The organism is Pseudomonas sp. P7758 (genome assembly GCF_013386485.1).
Taxonomy (GTDB): domain Bacteria; phylum Pseudomonadota; class Gammaproteobacteria; order Pseudomonadales; family Pseudomonadaceae; genus Aquipseudomonas.
In genome coordinates, this window is record NZ_JACARS010000153.1 from 1 (window position 1) to 12420 (window position 12420).

A 12420-nucleotide genomic window follows, 5' to 3' on the forward strand; every position below is an offset into this window, starting at 1 on the left:
AACCAATCTCAGCCATCACCAAAATAACGGATATTCACCCACCACCGGCCGTGATAAACCGCCGCGCCAAAAACCCATACAACAGATACCCAAACGCCAACACCAGCGTCGCACCAAACACCGCCTCCTCACCACACGCATAAATCGCATACAGCGAATACCCCACGGCAATCAGCAACACCGTGGTATTGCGCGCATACACCACCGCCGCCACCCGCGCCTTGTGCATCATCACCAGCAGCCCGGTCAGCGCGGTGACGTAAGGGATCAAATTGGTCACCACCGCCAGGTTCACCAGCTTGCCGAACTGCGCACTGGCCGTGGGCGAGATGGTCGACAAGGCAATCAGGCTCTGCAACGCCGCACAGGCAATCAGCCCCAACACCGGCGCGTGGGCGCGGCTGACCCGGCTGAAGAAGCGCGGAAACAGGCGCTGGTCCGCCGACATCTTGGCCGTTTGCGCCAAGGTGAATTGCCAGCCCAGCAGCGAGCCGATGCACGCCACTACCGCCAGGGCCATGATGATATCGCCCACCAGCGGCGTGAAGATCTGCGCATACACCAGGGCAAACGGCGCGGAAGACTCGGCCAGTTCGGCGTTAGGCACGATGCCCTGGATCACGCTGGTGGACAGCACATACACCAGCGCCGCGCCGAGGGTGCCCAGCAGGCAGGCCAGCGGCACGGTGCGCTTGGGGTCTTCCACCGCGTCATAGCCCTGGGCAGCGGACTCCATGCCGAGGAAGGCCCAGAGGGTCAGCGGGATACTCGCGCCAATCGCATCCCACAGTTGCAGTTGGTTGGGGTTCCAGGCATCGCTGAACACCTCCGTCTTGAAATAGAACCAGCCGATCACGCTCAAGCCCGCCACGGGGATGATCACGCCCCACACCGTGATCACGCCGATCCGCCCGGTCAGGCGCGGCCCGCCGAAGTTGGCCACGGTAGTCAGCCAGATCAGCCCGAGGGTGCCGATGAATAAGGGGATGGGGCCGCTGCCCAGCCACGGGATGAAGGACGACAGGTAGCCCACCGCCGAAATCGCAATCGCCACATTGGCGATGATCAGCGACAGGAAATACAGGAACGAACACAGGAAGAACCCGGACTTGCCGTGGGCCTCTTCGGTGTAGGCCGACATGCCGCCGGTGCGGGTGCAGAAGAGGCCGCACTGGGCAAAACAGTACGCGATCGCCATCGAGCCCACGGCGGTGATCAGCCACGACAGCAGCGAAATCGCACCCAATTGCGCCATGCTGGCGGGCAGCATGATGATGCCCGAGCCCATCATGTTGATCGCCACCAGGGTGGTCAGGCCCATCAGGCTCATCTTTTTGCTTGGCTCGGCCATCGGCAACTCCTTGTGCTGAGAGGACAGCCTTGTCAGTGAAGCAGCTTGTTGCCTGTTTGCGCGATTATCAGCCTGCTGCCTGCGGCTGCATCCGCAACTCACCTTCCACATCCTTGACCAACCCACTGGCCAGGAACAGCGGCGCCACGCGCTTGTGCAGCTGCGGCTCGACAAATTCCTTCACCGTGTCCAGCGCCAGCGCGCCGCTCAACGGCAGCTCGGCCTTGGTGTAAGACAACCAGGCTTTCTTCAGTATCAACAGCACGTCGCTGCCGGCGGTGGAGGCGAAGCGACGGTGGTTTTTTTTGCCGTCGAAATCGAAGGTGTGCTGAAACTCGTAACCGGCCTCGTTGCCTTCGCTGGCGACGCAGCGGATGCAGGTGCAGGGGCCATCGCCGAAGGCACTGCGCAGGTAGTTGTTGAAGTCCACCACGGGCTTGAGTGACAGGCGCTTATCCACCTCGAACAGGTCCCCGGTCATTTTTTCGTCAGTGTTCAAGGTCCATTTCCTCGCAGCGGTTTTTTCAAGGGCGGCACGATACCAGCCGAAGGGCGTGGGCGGGTAGTTTTTGGTCGCCTCAGTGGGGACGTCCATTCGCCAATGCCCTTGTTACAGTTTCCTTAAATCATCGCCCAAGGAAACCGACATGAGCAGCAAACCCACGATCTACAACCACGGCGTTTCATGGGAAGAGGGCAACAGCGTCAGCCAGGGCTACCGCGTCAATGGCACGATCTATATTGCCGGGCAGTTTTCTCACACCCTGGAAGGTGAGTTCGTTGACGGTGATGCCGCCGCCCAGACCCGCCAGACACTGGAGAACCTCGACCATGTGCTGGCCGGCTTCGGCGTTGGCCGCTCGAACATTGCCGCGGTGGATTTCTTCCTGGTGCATGCCAAGCGCGATTTTGAAGCGGTGGTCAATGTGTGGAAAGAATACATCGGTGAGCATCGCCCGGCCGCGACCCTGGTAGGCGTGAATTACCTGGCGTCCGATGCACAAATCGTCGAGATCAAGGTGATTGCCCACGCCGACTGATCAGTCCGCCAGCTCATCCACCATCAGGTCGATAAAGCGCCGTACCCTAGGCTCCAGGAAGCGTTTGCTCGGGTACATCGCCAGGATCTCCACGTCCCCGGCGTCCAGGTCGGGCAGCACCTGTGCCAGGCGTCCGGCAGCCAGGTCCTCGGCCACCACGAAGTCCGGCAGCAAGGCGATGCCCAGCCCGGACACGGCAGCGTCGCGCAGTGCTTCGCCGCTGTCCAGGCGCAGGCGGCTGCGCCCGTACGCCTTGACCCAGGTGCCATCCGATTCGCGAAAGCGCCAGCTTTGCTTGCGCGTGCGGCTGCTGAAATACAGGCAGTCGTGGTGGGCGAGGGCGTCCATGTCGCGGGGTATGCCGCGCTCGGCGAGATAGTCCGGTGCGGCGCACAGCAGCGCCTGATAACGAGCGACCACCCGGGAAACCAGTTGGCGGTCGGTGTTGGCGCTGCCGATGCGGATGGCCAGGTCGAAGCCGTCCTCGACGATATCGGCGGTGCGGTCGCTGAAGCTGACTTCCACCTGCACCTCGGGCCAGGCGTGCAGGTATTTCTTCAACAACGGCAGCAACACCTTGCGCCCGAACGCATCGGGCAGCGTAAGCCGCAATAAACCGCGCGGTACCCCGGTGGGCTGGCCGATGCGGCTTTGGGCGTTGTCCACTGCGGCGAGGATCTCCAGACCCTGGTCATACAGCGCGCGGCCTTCGTCGGTGAGGCTCAAGGTGCGGGTGGTGCGGTTCAACAGGCGCACACCAAGGCTGTCTTCCAGGCGCGCCACGGCTTTGCCGGCCGCCGAGCGCGTCAGGCCCATCGCCTGGCCACCGGCGACGAAGCTGGCGCCATCGACCACCGCCATGAAGATCAGCATCTCGTTGAGGTTGGTGCGCAGCATGCAGAGTGGCTCCGGGGATGACATCAGGCACAGGCGCGCAATATAGCAGCGCCGGTGGGCAGTGTTTTTCGTATATCCATAGATCGCGATATTCTTTTTCGCACTGTACGTGGGCCGCTACGCTCGCAACCCTTCTCAAACTCGCGGCAGCGTTCTCATGATAATAAAACGACCCACCCTGACGCTCCTGGCAGCAGCCAGTGCGCTCCTCAGCCTTGGTGCACACGCCGAAGGCAAGATCAGCATCGCCCAGCAATTCGGCATCGGCTACTTGATCCTCGATGTGGTTCGTGACCAGAACCTGATCGAGAAACACGGCAAGGAGCAGGGCCTGGACATCAAGGTGGAGTGGAACAGTATCTCCGGCGCCACCGCGATGAACGAGTCGCTGCTGGCTGGCGCGCTGGACGTGGTGTCGGCGGGTGTGCCGCCGATGCTGACGCTGTGGGACCGCACCAAGGGCAAGCAGAACGTCAAGGCCATCGCCTCGCTGGGCTCGATGCCCAACTACCTGCTGACCAATAACCCGGATGTGAAGACCCTCAAGGACTTCAGCGAAAAAGACCGCATCGCCGTACCGGCCGCCGGTGTGGGTTTTCAGTCGCGTACCTTGCAGATTGAAACCGCCAAGCAGTTCGGGAACGACAACTACAAGAAGTTCGACGATATCTCCATCAGCCTGGCGCACCCGGACGCGACCGCCGCGTTGATTGCCGGCGGTTCGGAGATCAACGCGCATTTTTCCAGCCCGCCGTTCCAGTATCAGGAGTTGTTGAATCCCAAGGTGCACAAGGTGCTGAGTTCCTACGACATTCTCGGCGGCCCGGCGACGTTCAATGTGCTGTACACCACCGAGAAATTCCACGACGAGAACCCCAAGACCTACAAGGCGTTCTATGACGCGTTGGCCGAGGCCGAGAAAATCATCAAGGCCGACAAGCCGGCAGCTGCCCAGGCTTACATTCGTGTAGAGCAGTCGAAGCTACCGCTGGCGCTGGTGGAGAAGATTGTCCAGGACCCGGAAATCGACTTCACCATCGTGCCGCAGCGTACCTATATCTATGCCGAGAAATTGCAGGAGTTGGGCGTGTTGAAGAACAAGGCGGGGAGCTGGAAGGATTACTTCTTTGAAGAGGCGCATGGCGGGAACGGCAGCTGACTCCATTCTGAATTGAAACGCACACAAAAATGTGGGAGCGGGCTTGCTCGCGAATGCGGTGGGTCAGTCGATACATGTGCTGGCTGAACCACCGCATTCGCGAGCAAGCCCGCTCCCACATTGGATCTGCGGTGTTTTCAGGTTCCCGCAAGGTTGTTCTTGATCCAGTCGTACAAGTGATTCCCCTCGCTCGACAACTCGCTGTTGGCCCGCCGGCACAGGTAGTACTGGCGGCCATCATCGACCTGTAGATCAAACAACTTCACCAACTCCCCATTTGCCACATGCGGCGCCACCAGTGGCGCGCGCAGCAGTGAGCAGCCCAATCCGGTCAGCGTGGCCGTCAGCGCCAACTGACCATCCTCCAGCAGCAAACCATTCAACGCGGTCCCGTGATGCACGTCGGCGGCCTGGAACCATTGGCTCCAGGTGCCGCGCTCTTCGTCGTGCAACAGCGGTAATTCACTCAGCGCCTCAGGTGTGTCGATCGGCCCGTGTTGCTCCAGGAATGCGCGGCTGCAATACGGCGTCACCGCCCCGGAAATCAGCGGCTCGCTGTGGTACCCCGGCCAGTGCCCGGTGCCGAAGCGGATCGATAAATCGGCAGCGTCGCTGGGGTAGCTGCGGTGGTTGGCGTAGGTGACGTTGATGTCCAGCGCCGGGTGGTCCTTGAGGAACTGTGCCAGGCGCGGGATGAACAGGTTGATGCCGAACAGCGGGATCAGGCTGATGGTGACCTGGCGTGTGGCGCTTTTTTCCCGCACGTGTTCGGTGGCGCTGCGCAGTACGGCGAAGGCCGAGCGAATTGCGCGGTAGTACTCGCGGCCTTCTTCGGTGAGCACCAGGTTGCGGCCCTGGCGCAAGGTCAGCGCTTGCTGCAGAAAGCTTTCCAGCAGGTGCAGTTGATGGCTGACGGCGGAGGGCGACACGTCCAGCTCGCGGGCAGCGGAATTCACTCCGCCATGGCGGGCAAACGCTTCGAAGGTGCGCACGGCACGCAACGGCGGGTCATTGGCTAACTGTTCTAAATTATTCATGTGTTGAATTAAATACTAAGTGAGATGGCAAATAAAGAGCCATAAATGCCGTATTTATGGCGGTTATAGCGCTTTATGCGTTTGGCATAACCATATGAATTTCTGATATTTGATAAAAACAGAATAGATGCTTAGTGTGCCGCCCTCGTCAGTAGTGAGGTCGATGGTTTCCATGGATGCGTTTATCCAGCAACTGCTCAATGGTTTGATGACGGGCAGTCTCTACGCGCTAGTGGCCTTGGGTTACACCATGGTCTATGGCATTTTGCGGATCATCAACTTTGCCCACGGCGATGTGTTGATGATTGGCGCTTTGGTGGGCCTCTCGGTGATTCGCCTGTTGCAGGTGACATGGCCGGCGATGCCGCCGGTGCTGGTGCTGCTGGCAGCCACTGTGATTGCCATGGCGTTCTGCGCGGTACTCGCGGTGCTGATTGAGCGGGTCGCTTACCGGCGCCTGCGCAATGCGCCGCGCCTGGCGCCATTGATCAGCGGCATCGGGGTGTCGTTGTTGCTGCAAACCATCGCCATGTTGGTGTGGACGCGTAACCCGCAGATGTTCCCGCAACTGCTGCCGCTGGAACCGATTGAAGTGCTCGCCGGAGCTTCGGCGCATCCGGCGATCACCAACGCTACCGCCCTGACCACCATTGCCGTCGCACTGTCGGTAATGGTCGCGCTGCTGGTGCTGGTGGAACGCACACGCTTTGGTCGGGCCATGCGCGCCGTGGCCGAGAACCCGCAGGTGGCGAGCCTGATGGGCATCAACCCGAATCGCATCATCGTGCTGACCTTTGCCATTGGCGGCGCCCTGGCGGCATTGGCCGGGATCATGATGGCGAGCAACTACGGCAGCGCGCATTTCTACATGGGTTTCCTGCCGGGCATCAAGGCGTTCACCGCAGCCGTATTGGGCGGCATCGGCAACCTCAAGGGCGCGATGCTTGGCGGCCTGCTGCTGGGGTTGATCGAAGCTCTGGGTACCGGCTACCTGGGCGCTGCCACCCAGGGTGTGTTCGGCAGCAATTACCAGGATGTGTTTGCCTTTATCGTGTTGATCGCGGTGCTGGTGTTTCGTCCTTCGGGGCTGTTGGGCGAACGACTGGCGACCCGCGCATGAGTGTCCTGAATACCTCCCGCCAGCGCGCCAGCTTTGGCCTTGTATTGTTCGCCGTGGCGCTGGTGCTGGCGCCTTGGATTGTCGGGCATGCCGGTGGCAACACTTGGGTGCGCACCCTCGATTTCGCGTTGCTGTACATCATGCTGGCCCTGGGCCTGAACATCGTCGTGGGTTACGCCGGGCTGCTGGACATGGGTTTTATCGCGTTCTACGCAGTGGGCGCGTACCTCGCCGCGTTGCTGTCCTCGCCGCATCTGTTGCAGCAATTCCCGGCGCTGATGGCGTTGTTGCCGGCGGGCATGCACACCTCGATCTGGTTGATCCTGCCCTTGGCCGCGTTGCTGGCGGCGGGCTTTGGCGTGTTGTTGGGCGCACCGACCTTGCGCCTGCGCGGCGATTACCTGGCCATCGTGACCCTGGGCTTTGGTGAAATCATCCGCATATTGCTGCGCAACCTGGATCGCCCGGTGAACATCACCAACGGGCCCAAAGGTATTTCCCAGGTCGACCCGGTCAACCTGCTGGGGATCAACCTCGGGCGCACCCAGGAGCTGTTCGGCCTGCGCCTGCCTTCGGTCTATCTGTACTACTACCTGTTCGCCGCGCTGGTGGTGCTGATCCTGTTTGCCTGCATTCGCCTGGAGCGTTCGCGCATCGGGCGGGCCTGGGTGGCGATTCGTGAAGATGAGGAAGCGGCCCAGGCCATGGGCGTCAACACCCTGCGCTTGAAGCTGTTGGCGTTCGCCATCGGTGCCGGGTTTGGCGGCGTGAGCGGGGCGTTGTTTGCCTCGTTCCAGGGCTTTGTCTCGCCGGAGTCCTTCACTCTCAATGAGTCCATCGCGGTGCTGGCGATGGTGGTGCTCGGCGGCATGGGCCATATCCCCGGGGTGATTCTCGGCTGCGTATTGCTGGCGGCGTTGCCCGAAGCCTTGCGCGCGAGCATGGGCCCGTTGCAGCAGGCGCTGTTTGGCCAGGTGCTGGTGGACCCGGAAATCATTCGTCAGTTGTTCTACGGGCTCGCGCTGATCCTGGCGATGCTCTATCGACCGACAGGCCTGTGGCCAAAAGGAGTGGCGCGATGAATCAGCCGCTGTTGCAGATTGACCAGGTGAACAAGCGCTTCGGCGGCGTGGCGGCGCTCACCGACGTGAGCCTGAGCATCCAGCCTGGGGAGATCTATGGCTTGATCGGCCCCAATGGCGCCGGTAAAACCACCTTCTTCAACGTGATAACCGGCCTGTATACCCCGGATTCCGGGCGCTTCCAGCTCGACGGCGAGGACTACAAACCGGCCAGCGTGCACCAGGTGGCCCAGGCCGGCATCGCCCGGACCTTCCAGAATATCCGCCTGTTCAACACCATGAGCGCGTTGGAAAACGTCATGGTCGGCCGCCATGTGCGCACCCGCAATGGCGTGTGGGCCGCCTTGAGTCGCCATCGTCGAGCCCGGGAAGAAGAAGCGCAAACCCGCGCCCATGCCCATCGCCTGTTGGCGTATGTCGGGCTGGCGGGGTTCGCCAATTACCGCGCCGACAGCCTGTCCTACGGCCACCAACGCCGCCTGGAAATCGCCCGGGCCCTGGCCACTGAACCACGTTTGCTGGCCCTCGACGAGCCGGCCGCCGGGATGAACGCTGCCGAGAAAGTGCAACTGCGCGGCCTGCTGGAAAAGATCCGCGACGACGGCCACACGCTGCTGCTGATCGAGCATGACGTGAAGCTGGTGATGGGGGTGTGCGACCGCATCAGCGTGCTCGATTACGGCCAGGTGATCGCGGTGGGCGCGCCTGCCGAGGTGCGCCGCGACCCGGCGGTGATCCAGGCCTATCTGGGAGCCAGCGCCCATGTCTGAACCTTTATTGAAAGTCGACGGCTTGCAGGTGCGCTACGGCGCCATCGAAGCGGTCAAGTCCCTGGATTTACACATCGGCGAAGGCGAGCGAGTGACGTTGATCGGTGCCAACGGTGCCGGCAAGACCTCCAGCCTCAAGGCCCTGACCGGATTGCTGCCGGCAGCGGCGGGGCAGATTCACTTCGCCGGGCGTTCGATCCTCGGCCAGGCGCCGGACCAATTGCTGCGCCAGGGCATTGCGATGGTACCGGAAGGGCGCGGGATCTTTGCGCGCATGAGCGTCCTGGAAAACCTCCAGGCCGGGGCCTTCCTGCGTCGTGACACCGAGCAGGTGAACCGCGAGATCCGCCAGTTGTTCGAGCACTTCCCGCGTCTGGAGGAGCGCCTGCAGCAGTCCGCCGGCCTGCTCTCCGGTGGCGAGCAACAGATGCTCGCGCTGGCCCGGGCGCTGCTCTCCAAGCCGCGCTTGCTGGTGCTGGACGAACCGTCCATGGGCCTGGCGCCGATCATGGTGGAAAAGATCTTCCAGGTGATCGACGACGTGTGCCGCCAGGGCATGACCCTGCTGCTGGTAGAGCAGAACGCCCGGCTCGCGCTGCAGGTCACCGACCGTGCCTATGTGATGGACACCGGGCGCATCAGCCTCACTGGCCCGTCCCATGAATTGCTCGACCACCCCGAGGTGCGCAGTGCCTACCTCGGTGAATGAATCAACCCTGACGCTACCGGACGCCCGGCGTGTTCCGACCAGCCCGTAAAGAAACAGGAACCACTGATGAAGACTTTCAAGCACACCCTAGTGATCGGCCTGGCCTTGAGCAGCCTGGCGAGTGCCATGGCCCAGGCCGACCAGACCGTATTGATCGGCCTGGCCGGGCCGTTGACCGGCCCGTCGGCGCGGATCGGCAAGGACCTGGAAAACGGCGCGCAACTGGCCATCGACGCGGCCAACGCCAAGCACCCGAAAATCAACGGTGAGGCGGTGACCTTCAAGCTGCTGTCCGAGGACGACCAGTCCGACCCGCGCACCGCCGTCACCGTGGCCCAGCGCCTGGTGGACGAAGGCGTGGTGGGCGTGGTCGGCCACTGGAACACCGGCACCAGCATTCCGGCGGCGCGGGTTTATCACGATGCAGGTATCGCGCAAGTCGCCCCGGTTGCTACCGGGCACGCGTATACCCAGCAGGGCTTCGACACCAGCTTCCGGATCATGGGCCATGACGACGATGGCGGCCAGGTGGCCGGCGACTATGCTTTGAACACCCTCAAGGCCCGGCGCATTGCGGTGATCGACGACCGCACCGCATTCGGCCAGGGCCTGGCGGACCAGTTCGTCAAATCCATCGAGGCCGGTGGCGCCAAGGTGGTATCCCGTGAATACGTCGACGACAAGACCATCGATTTCAGCGCAGTGCTGACCAATATCCGAAGCCAGAACCCGGACCTGATTTTCTTTGGTGGCGTCGATTCCCAGGCCGCGCCTTTGGCCAGGCGTATCAAGCAACTGGGCATCAAGGCACCGCTGATGGGGGCCGGTGGGTTTGTCAGCCAGACCTTCCTGCAACTGGCGCAGAACGAAGGCGAGGGCGTGATTGCCCTGGAGCCGGGCCTGGCGGTGGCGCAGATGCCGGGTGGCAAGGCGTTCGAGCAGGCTTACAAGGATCGCTACAAGGCGCCGATCGAACTACACGCGCCGTTTGCCTATGACGGTGTCGGGGTGTTGGTGGCGGCGATCGAGAAGGCCGACTCGGTGGACCCGCAAAAGTACCTGCCGGTGCTGCGCGCCATCAGCTATCAGGGCGTGACCGGGACCATTGCGTTTGATGCCGAGGGCAATTTGAAGAAGCCGTCGTTCACCGTGTATGAGGTCAAAAGTAATCAGTGGCAGCCAGTCAGTGTGGCGGGCGGCAAGTAACAACCCACCCCTGTAGGAGCGAGCTTGCTCGCGAAAAATGTACAGTCAACGCAGCGATGCGCCTGGAATATCTTCGCGAGCAAGCTCGCTCCTACAGGTTTACGGAGGCACACAATGAGCAAGCTGGAAGGTGAACTGGGCATCCTGGCCCGGCGGCGGATCGAAGCCGAAATCATCAAGCCGATCTACGAGATCCTGGTGCGCGAGCAGGGCAAGGACTTTGCGGCGGCGGTGATCGGCGAGGCGGTGGGCAATGCAGCGATCCAGGCCGGCAAGCACTTTGCCGAGCTGGAAGAGCAGGGCGCCGACCTCAAGAGCTTTGTCGAGCTGCAAGTGCTCTGGGAAAAGGACGATGCGCTGAAGGTCGAGATCATCGCCAGCGACGCCGAGCACTACGACTATGACGTGAAGCGCTGCCGCTATGCCGAGATGTATCACGAGATGGGCCTGGGAGAGATCGGTCACCTGCTGTCCTGCAACCGCGACGAACTGTTTATCGTCGGCTACAACCCGGACATCAAGCTGACCCGCACCCAGACCATCATGAGCGGTGCCCATCGCTGTGACTTCCGCTACCGGGCCAAACCCCAGGAGCCGCGTTCATGAACGACTTGGCGCGGGTCAATGGCGAGCGCCTGTGGGGCTCGCTGATGGAAATGGCGCAGATCGGCGGCACCGAAAAGGGCGGGGTCTCGCGCCTGGCCCTCACGGATGAGGACCGCCGCGGTCGCGACCTGTTTGTGCAATGGTGCGAGGCGGCCGGGTGCAGCATTCGGGTGGATGCCATGGGCAATATCTTTGCCCGTCGCGCCGGGCGCCAGGATCACCTGGCCCCGGTGCTGACCGGTTCCCATGGCGATTCCCAGCCGGCGGGCGGCAAGTACGACGGTATCTACGGCGTGCTGGCCGGGCTGGAGGTGGTGCGCACCTTGAATGACCTGGGTATTGAAACCGAGCGGCCAATCGAAGTGGTGAACTGGACCAACGAAGAAGGCTCGCGGTTTGCGCCGGCGATGATTTCCTCGGGGGTGTATGCCGGGGTGTTTGACCTGGAGTACGGCCTGTCCCGGGAAGACAAGGCCGGGATCACCATCGGCCAGGCGTTGCAGCAGATTGGCTATGCCGGTGCGCATCCGGTGGGTGGCCAGGCGGTGCATGCGGCGTTTGAGTTGCATATCGAACAGGGGCCGATTCTTGAGGCACAGGGCCTGACCATCGGTGTGGTCACCGGCGCCCAGGGCCAGCGCTGGTATGAAGTGGAACTGAGCGGGCGCAGCGCCCATGCCGGGACGACGCCGATGGATCACCGGCTGGATGCATTGCTCGGATTTGCCCGGGTGGTGGAGGCAGTCAATCAGATTGGCCTGGAGCAGGGCGCCGAAGGGCGGGCGACGGTGGGCATGGCGAATATCCTCCCCAATTCACGCAACGTGGTGCCGGGGCGGGTGTTTTTCAGTGTGGAGTTTCGGCATCCGGATGAAGCGGTGCTGGGGTATCAGGATCGGCAGTTGCACGCGGCGGTGGCGCGGATTGCCGAGGGGATTGGTTTGCAGCACAGCGTGAAGCAGATTTTCCAGTACGCGCCGATTGCCTTCGACCCTGAGTGTGTGGAGGTGGTGCGGGCATCGGCGCAAGCGTTGGGGTATAGCCATCGCGACATGATTTCCGGGGCCGGGCATGATGCCTGCTACCTGAACCGGGTGGCGCCGACGGCGATGATTTTTGTGCCATGTGTGGATGGGCTGAGCCATAACGAGGCGGAGGAGATTCATCCGCAGTGGTCGACGGCGGGGGCGGATGTGTTGTTGCAGGCGGTGTTGGCCAAGGCGGGGGAGTGAGCGAGGTTTAACTGTTCAACTGGGTTCCCTGTGGGAGCTGTCGAGCTTTAGCGAGGCTGCGATGAGGCCCTGTCAGGCAATAGAGATGTCGACAGTCAGGCCGCCATCGCAGCCTCGCTAAAGCTCGACAGCTCCCACAGGGGACCGAGTTTCCACAGGGGGGGCGAGTTCCCATAGGAAATCCAGTTTTCGCTCTGGAGCTTCTTTGTCT

Annotated in this window: 13 protein-coding genes; 9 read left to right on the top strand and 4 right to left on the bottom strand. The window is 62.1% G+C overall.

What is annotated here, in order from left to right; translation table 11 throughout:
• Window positions 1-34: 34 nt before the first annotated feature.
• Both potE and HX873_RS27245 read right to left on the bottom strand, forming a co-directional pair.
• Window positions 35-1351, bottom strand: a complete 1317-nt coding sequence (gene potE / locus HX873_RS27240) for a putrescine-ornithine antiporter (RefSeq protein WP_177008275.1) — start codon at window positions 1349-1351, stop codon at window positions 35-37.
• 67 nt (window positions 1352-1418) lie between these two features.
• The gene (locus HX873_RS27245; protein WP_177123480.1) at window positions 1419-1850 is read right to left on the bottom strand and encodes a hypothetical protein; all 432 of its coding nucleotides are present in this window, start codon (window positions 1848-1850) and stop codon (window positions 1419-1421) included.
• 148 nt (window positions 1851-1998) lie between these two features.
• Between HX873_RS27245 and HX873_RS27250 the strand changes: the two genes are divergently transcribed.
• On the top strand, window positions 1999-2391 hold the full coding sequence (locus HX873_RS27250) for a RidA family protein (protein WP_003207956.1): 393 nt from the start codon (window positions 1999-2001) through the stop codon (window positions 2389-2391).
• Here the strand turns inward: HX873_RS27250 and HX873_RS27255 are convergent, their stop codons facing one another.
• Complete coding sequence (locus HX873_RS27255) at window positions 2392-3288, bottom strand: LysR family transcriptional regulator (RefSeq protein ID WP_177066565.1); 897 nt, start codon at window positions 3286-3288, stop codon at window positions 2392-2394. It lies immediately after the preceding gene.
• A gap of 157 nt (window positions 3289-3445) precedes the next feature.
• Here HX873_RS27255 and HX873_RS27260 point away from each other — a divergent pair, with 157 nt between their 5' ends.
• Complete coding sequence (locus HX873_RS27260) at window positions 3446-4447, top strand: ABC transporter substrate-binding protein (RefSeq protein WP_003207959.1); 1002 nt, start codon at window positions 3446-3448, stop codon at window positions 4445-4447.
• Window positions 4448-4584: 137 nt separating this feature from the next.
• Here HX873_RS27260 and HX873_RS27265 read toward each other — a convergent pair whose 3' ends face one another.
• Window positions 4585-5484 carry a LysR substrate-binding domain-containing protein gene (locus HX873_RS27265; protein WP_177123481.1) on the bottom strand — a complete coding sequence of 300 codons (900 nt, stop codon included), beginning with the start codon at window positions 5482-5484 and terminating at the stop codon, window positions 4585-4587.
• Between the two features lie 172 nt (window positions 5485-5656).
• Here HX873_RS27265 and HX873_RS27270 point away from each other — a divergent pair, with 172 nt between their 5' ends.
• From HX873_RS27270 to HX873_RS27300, 7 genes are all read left to right on the top strand, one after another.
• Window positions 5657-6604: a branched-chain amino acid ABC transporter permease gene (locus HX873_RS27270; protein WP_003207963.1), complete on the top strand. Its 948-nt coding sequence runs from the start codon at window positions 5657-5659 to the stop codon at window positions 6602-6604.
• Window positions 6601-7686 (top strand): ABC transporter ATP-binding protein, encoded by a 1086-nt coding sequence (locus HX873_RS27275; RefSeq protein ID WP_177123482.1) that lies wholly within the window; start codon window positions 6601-6603, stop codon window positions 7684-7686. Before HX873_RS27270 ends, HX873_RS27275 begins: the two co-directional genes overlap by 4 nt.
• Window positions 7683-8456 carry an ABC transporter ATP-binding protein gene (locus tag HX873_RS27280; protein ID WP_177123483.1) on the top strand — a complete coding sequence of 258 codons (774 nt, stop codon included), beginning with the start codon at window positions 7683-7685 and terminating at the stop codon, window positions 8454-8456. The genes HX873_RS27275 and HX873_RS27280 overlap by 4 nt, the downstream gene beginning before the upstream one ends.
• A complete protein-coding gene (locus HX873_RS27285) occupies window positions 8449-9165 on the top strand; it encodes an ABC transporter ATP-binding protein (protein WP_008436935.1) in 717 nt (238 codons plus the stop codon). Before HX873_RS27280 ends, HX873_RS27285 begins: the two co-directional genes overlap by 8 nt.
• Before the next feature lie 66 nt (window positions 9166-9231).
• Window positions 9232-10371, top strand: coding sequence for a branched-chain amino acid ABC transporter substrate-binding protein (locus tag HX873_RS27290; RefSeq protein WP_102369347.1), 1140 nt, complete (start codon window positions 9232-9234; stop codon window positions 10369-10371).
• Between the two features lie 114 nt (window positions 10372-10485).
• A complete protein-coding gene (locus HX873_RS27295) occupies window positions 10486-10977 on the top strand; it encodes an L-2-amino-thiazoline-4-carboxylic acid hydrolase (protein WP_177123484.1) in 492 nt (163 codons plus the stop codon).
• Window positions 10974-12209, top strand: coding sequence for a Zn-dependent hydrolase (locus tag HX873_RS27300; RefSeq protein ID WP_177123485.1), 1236 nt, complete (start codon window positions 10974-10976; stop codon window positions 12207-12209). The genes HX873_RS27295 and HX873_RS27300 overlap by 4 nt, the downstream gene beginning before the upstream one ends.
• Window positions 12210-12420 lie beyond the last annotated feature (211 nt).